This is a genomic window from Lentzea sp. NPDC054927, from assembly GCF_053610285.1.
In genome coordinates, this window is sequence record NZ_JBSGXZ010000027.1 from 1 (window position 1) to 15,568 (window position 15,568).

Annotated in this window: 14 protein-coding genes; 5 read left to right on the forward strand and 9 right to left on the reverse strand. The window is 68.3% G+C overall.

Annotated features, from left to right (window positions below; genetic code table 11):
- Positions 1-799: 799 nt before the first annotated feature.
- Positions 800-1,843 (forward strand): chitinase, encoded by a 1,044-nt coding sequence (locus ACWGE0_RS28990; RefSeq protein ID WP_452264058.1) that lies wholly within the window; start codon positions 800-802, stop codon positions 1,841-1,843.
- Between the two features lie 102 nt (positions 1,844-1,945).
- Here the strand turns inward: ACWGE0_RS28990 and ACWGE0_RS28995 are convergent, their stop codons facing one another.
- Positions 1,946-2,353: an SgcJ/EcaC family oxidoreductase gene (locus ACWGE0_RS28995; protein ID WP_452264059.1), complete on the reverse strand. Its 408-nt coding sequence runs from the start codon at positions 2,351-2,353 to the stop codon at positions 1,946-1,948.
- A 42-nt stretch (positions 2,354-2,395) separates the two neighbouring features.
- On the reverse strand, positions 2,396-3,667 hold the full coding sequence (locus ACWGE0_RS29000) for an alpha/beta hydrolase family protein (protein ID WP_452264060.1): 1,272 nt from the start codon (positions 3,665-3,667) through the stop codon (positions 2,396-2,398).
- Positions 3,668-3,787: 120 nt separating this feature from the next.
- On the opposite strand from ACWGE0_RS29000, the gene ACWGE0_RS29005 reads away from it, so the two are divergent.
- A complete protein-coding gene (locus ACWGE0_RS29005) occupies positions 3,788-4,378 on the forward strand; it encodes an acetoacetate decarboxylase family protein (RefSeq protein WP_452264061.1) in 591 nt (196 codons plus the stop codon).
- Here ACWGE0_RS29005 and ACWGE0_RS29010 read toward each other — a convergent pair.
- From ACWGE0_RS29010 to adh, 4 genes are read right to left on the reverse strand one after another with little or no spacing between them, the layout of a single operon-like run.
- Positions 4,366-5,196 carry a hypothetical protein gene (locus tag ACWGE0_RS29010; RefSeq protein WP_452264062.1) on the reverse strand — a complete coding sequence of 277 codons (831 nt, stop codon included), beginning with the start codon at positions 5,194-5,196 and terminating at the stop codon, positions 4,366-4,368. The two genes, ACWGE0_RS29005 and ACWGE0_RS29010, sit on opposite strands and share 13 nt — an antisense overlap.
- On the reverse strand, positions 5,193-6,047 hold the full coding sequence (locus ACWGE0_RS29015; protein ID WP_452264063.1) for a hypothetical protein: 855 nt from the start codon (positions 6,045-6,047) through the stop codon (positions 5,193-5,195). Before ACWGE0_RS29015 ends, ACWGE0_RS29010 begins: the two co-directional genes overlap by 4 nt.
- A 9-nt stretch (positions 6,048-6,056) precedes the next feature.
- Complete coding sequence (locus ACWGE0_RS29020; RefSeq protein WP_452264064.1) at positions 6,057-6,407, reverse strand: DUF779 domain-containing protein; 351 nt, start codon at positions 6,405-6,407, stop codon at positions 6,057-6,059.
- Entirely contained in the window at positions 6,407-7,930 is a 1,524-nt protein-coding gene (adh, locus tag ACWGE0_RS29025) for an aldehyde dehydrogenase (RefSeq protein WP_452264065.1), read from the reverse strand. The genes ACWGE0_RS29020 and adh overlap by 1 nt, the downstream gene beginning before the upstream one ends.
- A gap of 118 nt (positions 7,931-8,048) precedes the next feature.
- Between adh and ACWGE0_RS29030 the strand changes: the two genes are divergently transcribed.
- Positions 8,049-9,170 carry a GAF domain-containing protein gene (locus tag ACWGE0_RS29030; RefSeq protein WP_452264066.1) on the forward strand — a complete coding sequence of 374 codons (1,122 nt, stop codon included), beginning with the start codon at positions 8,049-8,051 and terminating at the stop codon, positions 9,168-9,170.
- A gap of 22 nt (positions 9,171-9,192) precedes the next feature.
- Positions 9,193-9,942, forward strand: a complete 750-nt coding sequence (locus ACWGE0_RS29035; RefSeq protein WP_452264067.1) for a hypothetical protein — start codon at positions 9,193-9,195, stop codon at positions 9,940-9,942.
- Here ACWGE0_RS29035 and ACWGE0_RS29040 read toward each other — a convergent pair.
- The 3 genes from ACWGE0_RS29040 to ACWGE0_RS29050 are packed head-to-tail and all read right to left on the reverse strand — an operon-like array spanning position 9,917 to position 14,348.
- Entirely contained in the window at positions 9,917-11,278 is a 1,362-nt protein-coding gene (locus ACWGE0_RS29040; RefSeq protein WP_452264068.1) for an ATP-grasp domain-containing protein, read from the reverse strand. The genes ACWGE0_RS29035 and ACWGE0_RS29040 overlap by 26 nt on opposite strands.
- Entirely contained in the window at positions 11,275-12,444 is a 1,170-nt protein-coding gene (locus ACWGE0_RS29045) for an MFS transporter (protein WP_452264069.1), read from the reverse strand. Before ACWGE0_RS29045 ends, ACWGE0_RS29040 begins: the two co-directional genes overlap by 4 nt.
- Entirely contained in the window at positions 12,441-14,348 is a 1,908-nt protein-coding gene (locus tag ACWGE0_RS29050) for a PEP/pyruvate-binding domain-containing protein (RefSeq protein WP_452264070.1), read from the reverse strand. Before ACWGE0_RS29050 ends, ACWGE0_RS29045 begins: the two co-directional genes overlap by 4 nt.
- A gap of 97 nt (positions 14,349-14,445) precedes the next feature.
- On the opposite strand from ACWGE0_RS29050, the gene ACWGE0_RS29055 reads away from it, so the two are divergent.
- Positions 14,446-15,531, forward strand: a complete 1,086-nt coding sequence (locus tag ACWGE0_RS29055; protein ID WP_452264071.1) for a nucleotide disphospho-sugar-binding domain-containing protein — start codon at positions 14,446-14,448, stop codon at positions 15,529-15,531.
- The last annotated feature ends 37 nt before the right edge of the window (positions 15,532-15,568 follow it).

The window sequence follows — 15,568 nt, forward strand, 5'->3', positions numbered from 1 at the left end:
CTCATAGGCGGCCACGCCACTCATAGGCGGCCACACCACTCATAGGCGGCCACACCACTCATAGGCGGCCACACCACTCATAGGCGGCCACACCACTCATAGGCGGCCACACCACTCATAGGCGGCCACACCAGGCCTTGCGTCCAACCCGACCCTCAACCCGGCCAGCGCAGTTCCGGCCGGCCGGTCAGTCCGGTGAGCCAGGCCCCGACCTCTCGAATCTTCCGGGCTTCGTCCTGTCGCGCCTTGTCTCGCCCACGCCGCCGGGCCGACTCTGCCTGGCCCCAGCTCTGTCTGGCCTCGGTCCCGCCTTCGCCTGCTCCCGCCCGGACCGGTAGAGCCATGCCAGCCCGCCCTCCAGCCCTCCCTGCCAAACCAGCCCCACCGAGCCCAGGCTCAGGCCTCCGTGGGCCGCCAGCCCACACGTGCTCGGCCCAGCCTCGCCCATCCCTGCCCCGCCCCGCCTCGCCTCGCCTCGCGGGCTCCGCTCCGCCAGGCAAGCGCCGCGTCACTCCGCGCCCGATTGCCACCAGCCAAGCGTCACGCCCTGCCCTTGAGTCCGGAAGCTCTCCTCGCTCAGCAACCGGCCCGGTTGCTCCTCGCCCAGCCGCTCCCCGCCCAGCCGCTCCCCGCCCAGCCGCTCCCCGCCCAGCCGCCCCCGCCCAGCCGCCCCCGCCTTGCCGTTCCCGCCTTGCCGTTCCCAGCCCGCCGCTCCCACCTCGCCGCTCTCCGGTAGAGGTCTGGACCATTTCGTGCTTCAATGACAAAGGGTCGCCGCCTGCACACGAAAGGTGAGCGAATGTCTGCCCGTTTGTTGCTGAGGGCAATGACAGCCCTGCTTCTGCTCATGAGCACCGTGCTCGTCCCGTCCACCGCACAGGCGGCCGACACGTGTGCGCTCAAACCCCGCCCTGCCGGCAAGGTGCTGCACGGGTACTGGGAGAACTGGGACGGCGCGTCGAACGGGGTCCACCCGCCGTTCGGTTGGACGCCGATCACCGACAGCCGCATCAAGCAGCACGGCTACAACGTGCTCAACGCGGCGTTCCCCGTGATTCGCTCCGACGGCACGGTGCTGTGGGAGGACGGGATGGACGCCGGCGTCAAGGTTGCCACGCCTGCCGAGATGTGTGCGGCTAAGGCGGCCGGCGCCACGATCCTGATGTCGATCGGGGGTGCGGCGGCGGGTATTGACCTGAGTTCGGCCGCTGTGGCCAACCGGTTTGTCGCCACCGTCGTGCCGATCCTGAAGAAGTACAACTTCGACGGGATCGACATCGACATCGAGACCGGCCTCGTGGGCAGTGGCAACATCAACCAGCTGTCCGCCTCGCAGGCCAACCTGATCCGCATCATCGACGGCGTCCTGGCCGCCATGCCCGCGGGCTTCGGTCTCACGATGGCGCCGGAGACGGCTTATGTGACGGGCGGCAGCATTGTGTACGGCTCCATCTGGGGCGCGTACCTGCCGATCATCAAGAAGTACGCGGACAACGGCCGCCTCTGGTGGCTGAACATGCAGTACTACAACGGATCCATGTACGGCTGCGCGGGTGACAGCTACCAGGCCGGGACGGTGCAGGGCTTTGTGGCACAGACCCAGTGCCTGAACAAGGGGCTGGTCGTGCAGGGCACCACCATCAAGGTTCCCTACGACAAGCAGGTGCCAGGGCTTCCCGCCCAACCGGGTGCGGGCGGCGGTTACATGAACCCCTCGTTGGTGGGCCAGGCGTGGAACAGCTTCGGCGGCCAGCTCAAGGGCCTGATGACCTGGTCGATCAACTGGGACGGCTCGAAGAACTGGACCTTCGGCGACAAGGTGAAGTCGTTGCAGGGCCGCTAGTGGTGTGACGCAGAACCTTGGCGGGGTAATCCACGCTCAGCAGGGCACCACGATGCACCCGTCTGACCGCGAATTCACCCGGCAAGGTTCTGCGCCACACAACTAGAGCACGATGGTGTTCTGCCCGGCCACGATCCTCCACCCTTCGTCCTCTTTGGACACGATGTAGAGCGGCGACCCCTCGGCGAGGTCCAGGTACTCGCCGTCGGGAGAAACGCGGCGCTGGCGGATCTTCACCGCGGCCACGTCGGGCCGGATGAACAACACGTGCGACACCTCGTAGGCGGCGAGCGCCTCCTTCCCCGCGCCAGGTAGGACCTGTCGCGTGAAGGAGGCGATCTCGTCTCGGCCGGTCAACCGTTTGCCGTGCGCGGTCGTCCAGATCGCGTCCTCACGGAAGAGGCCGATGAACTCCTCCGGCAGTTCGTTCTGCTGGGCGTGCTGAACGGTGGCGACGAGCGCCTCGATGTCGGCCGTGTCCTGCGCGGTGGTGTCCTGTGCGAGCGTCATGGTCGAGATCCTGGTACCTCGACCAAGCTGGAGGTCAAGCGGTCACGTGCGGGGTGCGACCCGGGACTCGTAGGACTTCGGCTGGTACCACGGGTTGTAGAAGCAGCCCGTGCCGTACTTCTGGTCGTGGCTGGGACAGGCGGCCGCGATCAGGAACGGGTTCGATCGCACGCCCCACTTCTCCCACGCCGCCAGCGACTGCATGGCCGTGGCGTACTCGGAGTCGCTGAACGCCGAGTGCGTCGTCTCGGTCGTGAAGGTCTGCACGAGGTTGTACCAACGCCCGGCCTTCGTCACGACGTCGCGATAGGCCGACTCGTGCTCCACGAACGCCGTCGGGTCACCGATCGCGTGCACGGACAGCACCGGAATGTCGATCTTGCCGGTGAGGTCGCTGTCGTAGGCCAGCTCGGCACGGGCCGCCGGGTCCGCGGCGAACCGTTCGACGCCGGCGTTCAACGCTTGGTCGTCGTGCGAACCCTTGTAGACGACACCGGTGTTGCTGAACGGGTTCTTGTCGCCCAGCCGGAGGTGCACGATGTCGCGGAACGTGAACGTCGCGAAGTTCAGGTGCGAGTTCAGCGTCTCCTCGGGGATCTTGGTGACCGCGAGGATGTCGTTGAGCTTCTGCTGCTGCTCGGGCGTGCGGCTGCCCGCGACGCCGAGGCATTCCTCGATGCGGCTGCGCAATCCGGCGGTCGTCATCGTCGAGCCCGCGCGCAGGCCCTGCCACAGCGGGTACTGCACCTCGGACGGCCGCGGGTGGTTGCCGCAGTAGTACTGGTAGACCACGCGCAGGTCCACGCGGTAGTCGTAGCCGCGTGAGCCGCCGGCCATGACGCCGCTGGTGAGCAGCGCCGCGTCATAACCCTTGTACAGCTCGATGGTCTTGGCCGCGACGTTGCCGCCCCACGACTGCCCGTGGATGTAGACCTTGTGCGGCTTGAGCATCGCGCTGACCATCTTGCGCAGGTTGTCGGTGTCCTCGGCCGCCATCCGCGTGCCGTAGCCGCCGCGCCGGTAGGACGTGCCCGCCCACGCGTAGCCCTCCTTGACCATGACGGCCCAGCGGTTCAGGTCGTCACGCGTGCGCTCGGGCGTGGGGTCGCCCAGGTCGGGTCCGCCGTGCGAGTGCACGACCAGGGTCTTGTTCCACTTCTTCGGCACGGCGATCGTGTAGTACGCGCCGTTGGCGTCCCGGCCCTCGTAACAGGTGGTGCCGGCGGGGACGTTCTCCGGGCACGGTGCAGTCGGGGGCAGGTGCACCGGCGACGTGAGACTCGCGGTGAGTGCGAATGCCAGCAGGACGTTCATGGCGGAATCGTGAGTCCAGCTCGATTAGTGGTCCAGTTCACTCGCACAAACTTGGGATTTCCCTGACGTTACGATCGTGCTGCCCAGGTGGGCACGCACGGGACCCGATACGGTCGGCGCATGCAGTATCCCGCCGAACCGTGGCACATGCAGGGCTCACTCGTGATCTCCGTGTTCCGCGTGCCGCGCAAGCTGGTGCCGCGGGCTCACCTGCCGTCCGAAGCGAAGCTGATCTCCTTGGCGGGCAAGGTTTTCGTGGCAGTGGCGTTCGTGTCGTACGAACCGGGCAGCGAGCTCACCTACGAGGAACTGCTCGTGGCAACGCCGGTGCGCGACGAGGGCAGGGTGGCCGTGTCGGTGCCGCAGATCTGGGTCGACAGCGAAGCGTCCCGGGACGGCGGCCGGGAAATGTGGGGGATCCCGAAACAACTCGCCCGGTTCGGCGAAGGCTCGTCGATCGCGTCGATCGCGGCGGTCGCGGTGGCCGGTGGCGTCGCGTTACCGGGCACGTGGACCGCGGGAGGCTGGACCGCGCAGCGCCTGGACGGCCGCGATGTGCGCACGAAGATGCGCATGTCCGGACGAGTCAGCCTCGCCAGGACCGCGTGGATGTTCCCCGCGAACGGACCGCTGGGCTACCTGACCGGCCGGACGCCGCTGGTCAGCTGCACGATGAAGGACATGCGCCTGACGTTCGGTCAGCGCCGGTAACTGACGCTGTTCAGCACGTGCCGCGCCCACGCGTGATCCGCCGGATCGTCGTGGATGCACGTCACGATCAGCAGCTCGCCGAACCGCGCGACGTGCCCGTAGAACTCGTGCCGCCCGGCCTCCGTCGTGAGCCACAGAGCATGCCGCAGCTCAACCCCGTCACGCACCAGGAACTGCTGGTCAGGTGGCACGGCAGGCGCGCCTTCCAGAGCCATCTCGAGGAACCGGTCCGCAGGCGTTCCCTGAGCCCGGCGGACGTCCACGAACACCGTGCGCCCCGGCCCGGCGAACCGCAGGCCGTCGTCGAGCAGGTGCGGGGTGAGGCCGGCGGTGCGTTCGATGCTCCAGCGGCCGAGCAGCTTCTGGCGGATCGAGACCGGCAGCTCCACCAGGAACGCGCTCAGCACCTCGTCGCGGTCCCAGGTGGTGCCGAGCAGCGGGTGCTGGACGTATTCGGGCAGGTAGCCGGGCTCGCGGACCTCGGCGGTCACCTCGGCGCCGTGCAGGTCGTCCCACGGCTTGATGTCGTGCGCGAACGTGCCGGTCAGCCGTAGCGAGGCGTAGTCGGGGCCACCCCACACGGCGGCGGCGCGGTGGGCGTCCGCGACGCTGATCCGCATCCACGCGCCGAACCACAGCTCCAGGTCACCTGTCAGCTCGACGGGCAGCACGCACCGGGCGAACGCGGCGTCGCCTGCCAGCAGCACCTTGCCGCCCGCCAGCCGTTCCGCGTCGTCCAGGCCCGGAGGCAGACCGAGGTTCAGGTCGAGGGCGCCGGACTCGTCGATCTCGGCGCCGCAGCACTGGCAGGCCGTCATCCGATGTACCGGACGCTGTTCAGCACGTGCTGGGCCCACGCCCGATCTGCCGGGTAGCGGTGCACGCAGCGCACAGAGATCATCGTGCCGCGCCGGACGACGTGCCCGTGGAACACCTGCTCCTCGTGGCCGTCGATGACCTCGCTCAGCCAGAACGCGTGCCGCAGCTCGTCGCCGTCGTGGGAGACGGAGTGTTCGGCGGACGCGGGGTAGCCGTCGAGCACCGCGCCCAGGAAGTCGCTCGGGCTGCCGTCGGTGCGGTCGGCGTAGACGTCGAGGCTCACCTTGCGGTCCGGGCTCGAGAACCGGACGGTGTGGCCCTCGATGACGTAGCGCATGCCCTCGCTGCGTTCGATGGTCCAGACCTCGCCGAGCGTCTCGCGGACGGGGATCGGCAGCGGTTGCCGGATGCGGCACAGCACCTCGTCGCGGTCCCATTCGCGCTCCAGCACCGGGTGCGAGGTGAAGTAGGGCAGCTCGTCGGCGTTGAGGACGGCAGCCTCGACCCGTGTGCCCAGCAGGTTCCACGGCCGGATGATGTTCGCGAACGTGCCGGCCAGGCGCAGATTCGCGTATTCCGCGTCGTTGTCCCACACGGCGTGCGCGTACATCGCGTCGACCTTGCTGATCTGCATCCACGCGCCGAACACCAGCTCTGTTCCGCCGGTCAGCCGAACCGGGAGCAGGCAACGGAGGTAGGAGTCACCGTCCGGTCCGACGAGCAGCCCACCGGTCGGAGCACCGAGCCGCTCGCCGGGCACGTCGATCAGTTGCTCCGGGCGGTTCAACCGGTAGTCGATGCGGTCCGTAGAGGTGATCTCGGCTCCGCAGCATCCGCATTGGACGGTCATGCGCAGATGCTAGAGCTCATCATCCGCGAGCAGACGAGAACGTACGAGAAAACGGATTCCCAGCGGTGCCTCCAGCGAGAAACCGCTCCCACGACCGGGCACGACGTCGATCGTCAGGTGCGTGTGGCTCCAGTACTCGAACTGCGCCGCGGACATCCACACAGGAACGGTGAACGAGTCCACGGCGAGATCCCCGAGGTGCACGTCCGCCGCGCCGGTGCGGAACTCCCCGGCGGGGTAGCACATCGGGGCCGAGCCGTCGCAGCAGCCGCCGGACTGGTGGAACATCAGGTCGCCGTGGTCGCCCCGGAGGCGGCGAAGAACCTCCGCCGCCTCCGGGGTCAGTGCGACGCGTGCCATCAGAAGAAGCCCTGGGCGTTCTGGGAGTAGCTGACGAGCAGGTTCTTGGTCTGCTGGTAGTGGTCGAGCATCACGCGGTGGTTCTCGCGGCCGATGCCGGACTGCTTGTAGCCGCCGAACGCCGCGTGCGCCGGGTAGGCGTGGTAGTTGTTCACCCACACGCGGCCCGCCTGGATGTCGCGGCCGGCGCGGTAGGCCACGGAGCCGTCGCGGGACCACACGCCAGCGCCGAGGCCGTACAGGGTGTCGTTGGCGGTCTTGATGGCGTCGTCGTAGTCGTCGAACCGCGCGACCGAGACGACCGGGCCGAAGATCTCCTCCTGGAAGATCCGCATCTTGTTGTCGCCCTCGAAGATCGTCGGCGTCACGTAGTAGCCGCCGGACAGCTCGCCGCCGAGGTCCGCGCGCTCGCCGCCGGTCAGCACCTTCGCGCCTTCCTGCTTGCCGATGTCGATGTACGACAGGATCTTCTCGAGCTGGTCGTTGGACGCCTGCGCGCCGATCATCGTGTCGGTGTCGAGCGGGTGCCCCTGCTTGACCGCCTTGGTGCGCTCGACGGCGTCACCGAGGAACTGGTCGTACATGGAGCTCTGGATCAACGCCCGCGACGGGCACGTGCAGACCTCGCCCTGGTTCAGCGCGAACATCGTGAAGCCCTCGAGAGCCTTGTCGTAGAAGGCATCCCGTTGCGAGGCGACGTCGGAGAAGAACACGTTCGGAGACTTGCCGCCGAGCTCCAGCGTCACCGGGATGATGTTCTCGCTGGCGTACTGCATGATCAACCGGCCGGTGGTCGTCTCGCCGGTGAACGCCACCTTCGCCACCCGGCGCGACGACGCGAGCGGCTTGCCCGCCTCGACGCCGAAACCGTTGACCACGTTCAGCACGCCCGGCGGGATCAGGTCCGCGATGAGTTCCATCAGCACGTGGATCGACGCCGGCGTCTGCTCGGCGGGCTTCAGCACCACCGCGTTTCCCGCTGCCAACGCCGGTGCGAGCTTCCAGGTCGCCATGAGCAACGGGAAGTTCCACGGGATGATCTGGCCGACGACCCCGAGCGGCTCCTGGAAGTGGTACGCGATCAGGTCCTCGTCGATCTGCGAGATGCCGCCCTCCTGGGCGCGGATCACGCCCGCGAAGTAGCGGAAGTGGTCGACCGCGAGCGGCAGGTCGGCGGCCATCGTCTCGCGGATCGGCTTGCCGTTCTCCCACGTCTCGGCGACCGCGAGCATCTCGAGGTTGGCCTCGATCCGGTCGGCGATCTTGTTCAGCACGTTCGCGCGGTCGGCGACCGAGGTCTTGCCCCACGAACGGGCGGCACCGTGGGCCGCGTCCAGCGCGCGTTCGACGTCCTCGGCGGTGCCGCGGGCGATCTCGGTGAAGTCCTCACCGGTCACCGGAGTGGGGTTGGCGAAGTACTGGCCCTTGGCGGGCGGCACGTACTCGCCTCCGATGAAGTGGTCGTACCGGTCACGGTAGGTGACCGCGCTGCCGGGTTGTCCTGGAGCCGCGTACTGGGCCATCGTGCCGCCTCCCGCATCGTTGCGAACTGGTTGGCGACGCTAGGTAGTGCAACGTTTCACCGACGTTGCATCCGAAAGGAGTAACGCACGGCGCTACCTGGGGAGTCATCCTGGAAACGTGACGGACCTCGGCGAAGCAACGCGGCCGGTGATCGCCGAGTCGTGGCGGCGGTCCCTCGCGGCGCGCGTCGACCCCGACCGGCACGAGGCGCCGGTCGTCTACGCGCCGGACGAGGTCGCGGACCTGCGCGGCGCGCATCCGCTGGCGGCGACCGTGCCGCTGCTCGAGCACACCCTGTCGATGGACGACACGATCATGATCGTCACCGACACCCGCGGCCTGATCCTGTGGTGCGAGGGCGACAACCAGGTCCGCCACAAGGCGGAGAGCGTCCACCTCACCGAGGGCTCGCGCTGGAGCGAGGACGCCATCGGCACGAACGCGATGGGCACGGCGCTGGCGACCGGCCGGTCCGTCACCGTGCACTCCCGCGAACACCTCGTGCGGACCTACCACGGCTGGACGTGCGCGGCGAGCCCGATCCGCGACCCCCACACGGGTTTGCTGCTGGGCGTCGTCGACGTCAGCGGGCCGTTGAAGACTATGCACCCGGCTGTCGCGCAGCTCGTGTCCGCAGCCGCTCAACTCGCTGAGCACCACCTGCTGCAGTTCGCGCCACGGCAGCACGTGCTGACGCTGAACTTCCTCGGTGGCCTGCACGCCGAACTCGACGGGCGGCCGTTGCTGCTGACCTTGCGCAACGCGGAGGTGCTGACGGCGCTCGCCCTGCACCCCAAGGGACTCACGGCGGAACAACTCGCATTGTTGCTCTATGGTGAACGTGGGAACCCGACAACGGTCCGCGCGGAGCTGCATCGGCTGCGTGCGCAGCTCGGTGGTGTCCTGTTGACGAGGCCGTACCGGCTGGATGCCGTGGTGCGCGGCGACTTCCTGGACGTGCGGACGGCGCTGAGGTCCGGTGACGCGGGCAAGGCGTCCCGGCACTACCAGGGCGAGTTGCTGCCCCGTTCGGACGCACCCGTGGTCCGCGACGAGCGCCTGGATCTCGCCGCCGCGGTGCGCAAGGGTGTGCTGGAGCGGGGAGATCTCGACGCGCTGCTGTCGTTCGCGGACAGCGGTGAGGACGCCGAGGTGCTCGAACGGCTCCGGTTGCTCCTTCCGGCCGCGGATCCTCGTCACGCGCTGGTCTCCTCGCGCCTGCGAAGGGCGCTGGAATAGGCTTTCCCACGGGGGAGGCAAAGTGAAGCAGTGCATCAACTGCATGACCCGGTTGCCGCGCAAGGAGGTCACCGAGGTCGCGTGGTGTGGCTTGTGCGCGCCGTGCCGGCAGGTCGTGGCCGACCAGATGAAGTTGCTGCACGACAGGCCTGGTGGCGCGCCTGTGCAGATCCTCCAGTGCGGCTGGTGCGGGGTCGCGCGCTCGTGCGGCATCGGCTGGAGCACGAGGTGCCTGGTGTGCCTGGACGACAGGTCCGTGCCGGACCCGGCCGTGCAGAAGATCGCGCGCAGGCTGGAGCTCGAGGGCACCTGGCGGGAGAACTCGGAGTTCATCGCCGCGACGACCGTGAAGGTCCGGCTCGCGAAGTACTTCCAGCCCGGCAGGACCGTGCTCGCCACCGACGTGCACGGGTTGCCGTGGACCGGATTCCGCTGGTTGACGAAGTCGCACGGCACGTGGGGCCGCAACGACGAGACCGGTGAGGTGCAGCAGCTCAAGCGCCCGCGCGGCGAGGAGAACCTGCTTTACCTGGTGCGGTACGGGAAAGTGCTCAAGTTCGGGCGGGGCAGCGCCGATCGGGTCAGCGCGCACGTCTCACTGGGCGCGGTTCCGGTGCTCGTGCTGTCGGCGTCCAGCCAGCAGATCGTCGTCGCCAGAGACCGGCTGAAGCGCCTGCACCGCAGCGAGATGGTGTCGCAACGGACGCCGGTCGACCTTTTCGCGGTGCTGCCGGACGGTGTCGACGTCACTGATCAGCACCAACGGAGTTGAGGCCTGCTTCGAGGCCGTTCAGGATCGCGTGGCAGTCGCGGTGCAGCTGCCGCGCGTCCGGCGCGGTGACCACGAACAACCCCAGCCAGTTCCGGGATCCGCCGCTGGGGTCGTAGACCGGGACCGGCTCGCCGACGGGCATGGAGAACGCCGGAATCTCCTCGACCCCGGTGCCGGGGCTGACGATGCTCGCCCACACGACCTCGTTCGGGCGCCACAACGGCTGGGTTCGCCACGGTTCGCCCTGGGCGTTCGTCGGGATGACCGCGACCGAGGCCGCCGCCCGTCCGGCCGTGGTGAGCATCTGGGCGGGGTAGAAGACCTCACGGCCGAGGAGCTGGTCGACGAGCATGCCGATCGGGTCGATGCCGAAGACCTCCTCGATCTCACGGGTGATCATCACGCCGCCGAACCGGGCGCCGGTCTCGATGAGGGTCAGGTCGCCGTGGTGGCCGAGTTTGATCTCGGTGTGCGTGCCGCAGGTGCCGAGTTCCAGCGCGTTCACGGCGTCTCTGGAGACGTCTTCGATGCGGCGTTGGAGGTGTTCGGGGAGCGTGCACGGCGCGGTGCTGGCGACCTCGGTGAACGGCGGGATCACCGGCAGCCGGGCGGTGATGCACAGCGGGTGGTAGACGCCGTTCGCGACGATGCCCTCGACGCTGACGTAGTCGCCGTGACCGGTCTCGGGGTACCAGCCCTCGGTGGTGCCGTGGAAGATCTCCTCGACGAGCAGGTCGCGGTCGGTGTCCCGCGCGTACAGCTCGTTCATGCCGACCTGGCTGCCCAGTTCGAGTGCCTCGGCGACCTCGGCCCACGCGCCGGGCACGTCGGACTGGTCGTTGAGCACGAGCTGCGCCACGGAACCGGCTCCCCACGCGGGTTTGAGGAGCACCGGCGGAGCCAGTTCTGTGAGTGCGTCACTTAAGTCCACTTCGGACTCGACGCGCCGGAAGTTCGGGATCGGCACTTTCGCTGCCTGCCACGTTTCGCGCATCAGTCGTTTGTCACGGGCGCGCACCAGGTTCGGGCCGGCTCCGGCGAGGCCGAGGCGATCCGCGACGTGGGCGACGAGCAGCACGGCGAACTCGGACAGCGTGATGATCGCGTCCGCGCCGATCGCCTTCGCGTGCTGTGCGACGAACTCCACCAGTTCCTCACCGCGCGGCGCATCCAGGGCGTCGACGATGCCGGCGCAGAAGCACTGCGCGGCCGCGGGCACCGGCATGAGCGCCAGCACGTGCAGTTCGGCCCTGGCCGCGATGCGCGGGAACGAGTGCTCCGGTGGCGGGCCGCCCTTGACGTACAGGTAGAGGACCTTGCTCCCGGACGTGGTCATCGCGAGCGCTCCTTCGTGCGGACGACGTGGATCGACACCGCGACGACGACCATCAGCAACACTGTGCCGACCGCCGCGTGGACGAGGAACTCGTTCATGGCTTTGCGGGCGAGATAGCCGCCGAGCACGAAGATGACCAGCGAGCAGACCGCGCGGTCGATCAGCGACTCGACGGACAGCAGCGTGGCGCGGCTGCGGGGGTCGGTGATGGCGTCGTTGACGAGCTGGCGCTGGATCGGGAACGACAGGCCGGTCGCCAGCGAGAACACGCACAGGCAGATGATCACGCCCACGAGACCTGCGGGGGCGAGCAAAGCCAGGCACAGCGCCATGATCGTGGTCAGCACGAACACCGCGCGCAGGTCGCTCATGGCTCCGCGGATCAGGTTCGGGCGGGCCGCGCCGAGCGCCTCGAACAGGGTCGTGACGGCCATCAGCAGACCGAACGCCGTGACCGGCAGGTGTTTCGCGTCCAGCACCGGCTGGAACAGGTTCGCCTGCAGGATCCGGACGAGGGTGAAGATCGCGACGCCCTGGACCATCAGGAGCACCAGGTACGGGGTGCGTTTGAGGGTGGTGAGCGCCTTCCCGAGCGCGATCTGCCGGTGGTGGTGCTCGCCGGGCGGCAGCGGCGGGAGCTTGAGGGCGAAGCCGAGCGCGACGAGCGTGGCGGCGGCGGACAACCAGTACGGCGAGGTGAACTGCCACTGCATCAACACGCCCGCGGCGGGCAGTGCGATGACGCGGCCGGTGAGGCTGTAGGCGCGGGCGCTGCCCTCGGCCTGTTTGTAGAGCTCCTCGTGTCCGCTGCGGTGCAGGTACTCGTACAGGTAGGCGCTGCCGGCGCCGGACGTGAACGAGTAGGCGAGGGCGATCAGCAGGAAGTGGGCGAGGAAGCCCCAGTAGTTCTGGACGAAGACGGGGATCAGGTTGGCGGTGGTGAGCGTGACGGCGCCGAGCTGCAGGAACCGGCGGTAGTCGAAGCGGTCCGCGAGCACACCGGTCGGCACGTCCAGCAGGCAGAACGCGACGTAGTAGATCGCCTGGATGCCGAAGATCTGCTGATCGGTGAGCCCGATGTCGCGCTGGTAGAGGTAGAAGATCGGCAACCACAGCAGCAGGCCGTTGAACAGCTGATAGCCCTTGTACAGGCGGATGACCGTCATGCGTACGGACGCAGCTGCAACAGGTGCAGGTGGTCGTCGTCGGCGGCCCACTCGACGTCGACCGGCTGGCCGAAGGTGTAGTCGGGGGAGAAGTGGGACTGCAGCAGGCGTCCGGCGATCGCGAGCCGTTGCAGCTGCTGTTTGCTCTCTTCGTCCACATCGGACTCGCCGAGCGCGACGGTGCGGCCGCCGCCCTCCACCGTGTTGAACAGGTACTGCGACGGCTGCGCCTCGCCGTCGACGACGTCGGTGACCTCGGTGGCGACGTTGATGTAGACGTTGCGGAAGTCCTTGCGGTTCAAGGGGTTCGTCGTCACCATGACGCCGCCCCTGGCGGACGGCACCTGTTCCTGGATGATCACACCCATGTAGGCGTCGTCGAGGCTGATCCCCGCCTGTTCGCGCAGGCGGGTGCTGCGGGCGTCGACGAGGCTCGCCCAGACCTTCTTGATGCCGTCGAAGATCCCGCGCGCGTCGGTGACGTGGTTGACCGACTCGTAGATGCCGGCGGCGGAGAACCCGGTGAGGTCCTCGGCGTTCGAGGAGCTGCGGACGACGAACGTGCCGACGCCGGACAGGTGCGTGATGATCGCGTCGTCGATCTCGTTCAGCAGCGCGTCGGGGAACCTCGCGGTGCGGATGAGGTGTTGCAGTTCGACGCACAGGGCGTCGGCTTCCCTGGCGCCGAGTTCGAGGGCGAACTTGAGCCTGCCGATGGCCTGCTGGATGCGCGGGCTCGCCTCCAGGAACCGCTGGTGCAGCGAGAACGGCAGTGCGATGCCGCGCGGGATGCGGACGTGCTCCCGGAAGAGCTTGCGCACGCCCTCGTCGAGATCCTTCGTGTGCAGGAGGGCTTCGAGGTAGGGGAGGAGGTTCTCGCGGGGCGGGCGCGGGATGCGGTAGAAGCCGAGCCAGCGGGTGGAGCCGTTCCTCGTGACCTCGTTGAGTTCGCCGAGGTTCGCGGCTTTCGTGCCGTAGCTCGTGCTGTCACGCCACCGCAGGTCGTGCAGCGGGGCGATCCGGTCGTCCCCCAGGTCCGGCTCGTCCATCCTGACGCGGGTGGCGAGCCAGCCTGGCTGGTTCGTCTCCGGCCGCTCGATCGGCTCGATGCCGATCTCGGTGCGGTCGGCGTCGACGGTGTAGCGGACCCAGCGGCCGTTGAGGTGGGCGAGGCTGTCGAGCGCGCCGAGCTGGATGGCGTTCGGGATGCCCCAGCCGCTCGCCAGGACGTTCGTGTGCGACAGCGGGGTGGTGTGCCCGGCGTTGACAACGCCTGTCAAGCGCGGAATGTCGTCCGGTACTTTCGCCATGACGATGATGTCGTGCCAGGCGAGTTCGTTTTCGAGGTACTCGTCGTTCGTGCGGAAGATTCGGAGCCTTCCCTCGGCAGTGCCGGGGTTGAGCGGCACGAACTCGGAAGTCGAGAAGAGCTCATGACTCAGGATGCGTGGCAGAACATCCCGCGGAATCTTTTCGACGTGGCTTTCCTGCAGGTGATTCGCCGGTTTGAGCAAGATCGGCGTGCTCTGGTCGACGTGCGCGCGCACCTCGTCGTAGAAGAACTGGAGCAGCTCGGCCGTCATCGTGTCCGCTTCGACCGTTTCGAGCGAGAAGAACCTGTCGTGCAACGCCAAGATGCCCAGGCAGAAGCGGCGGTCCGCGCGGTGGTAGACCTCGAAGTTCATCTCGTCGAGCCGGCGTTCCAGCTCGTCGGGAGGCATGTGCAGGATGTGCGCCGCGATGTACTTGACGTGAAAGAGGTTCTCCCGGCTGTCCATGAAGTGGACCAGCCCGGTCTCTCTGTCCACCACGACCTTCACGAACCGATAGCCGCCCAGTGTTCCGGAGAGCTGCGTGAATGCGGACAGGGTGAGCCGTTCGCCGACCAGCGCGGGTTCCTGCACTCGTCGAAAGGTACCCGCGCACTCAGCTTTTCGGCCAGATCGTCTCAGCTGGCCGCTTTCCTTGTCTTGAATGAGTCAAGTGGAGACAATCCCTGTCATGCGCGTCTTGTTCGGCGGTGTTCCCGCCGCGGGTCATCTGTTTCCGCTGATCCCGCTGGCCCACGCCGCCCGCGCGGCGGGACACGACGTCGTGGTCGTCTCCCTCGACGGTGGTGAGTCCCTGGTGGCCGATCTGCCGTACGCCGCTCCCGCACCGGGCGTGGACTGGCGCCGCACGATCCGCGCGCTGGGCGCCTCCCGGTTGCCCGCCGAGATGGCCCGCACGGTCGAGACGAACTCCGCCGATCGTGAAGCCTTCGTCGCACTCGCCGCCCTGGTCAACGACGAGGTGGCGGAGAGCGTTGCCGCTTTCGCCTCGTCGTGGCGCCCCGACGTGGTCGTCTACGAGTACCTGTTCCCCGCTGCCGCCGCGGCCGCGACCGTTCGCGGCGTCCCGGCCGTACGCCACGACCTGGGCTTCACCGAGATCGCGCCGCTGCACGCGGTGATGGTCAAGCACATGTCCGTGCCGATGGGCGAGGTGCTGTCACTGGACGTCGCGCCACCGTCGATGGTGGGCGGCACCTCACGCGGCTGGCCGTTGCGACCAGGCGCGTACACCGGAACCGGCGTGGTGCCGCCCCGACACGGACCCCGGATCGCGGTGACGCTCGGGACGGTGCCGCCGAAGGTGGGTGGACTGTCGACGCTGGACCGGGTGGTGACCGCCGCGGCCTCGGTGGCGGCGGAGTTCGTGCTGGTCATGGGGGACATCGACATCAGCGCGCTGGGCGGGCTGCCGCCGAACGTGACGGCGTGCGGCTGGGTGCCGTGGGACGCGCTGGTCGGGACCTCGGACGCGGTGATCCACCACGGCGGGGCGGGCACAGCCCTGGCGGCGTTGGCCGGCGGGGTGCCGCAGCTCGTGCTGCCGGACGGGTCGGACCGCTTCGCCGCAGCCTCGGCGGTCGCGGAGCGTGGCGCCGGGCTGTCGGCGCGCGGGCCGGACGTGGATGCGGGGTTGATCTCGCGGCTGCTGACGGAGCCGGGGTTGCGGGTTGCCGCTCGTGAGGTGGCCGCGGAGATCGCGGGGATGCCGGACGTGCACGCGGTCGTGCGGCGGCTGGAGAACCTGGTGGGCTGACCCCGGCGCTTTTGCGGAGATCTGGATCATTTCCGGT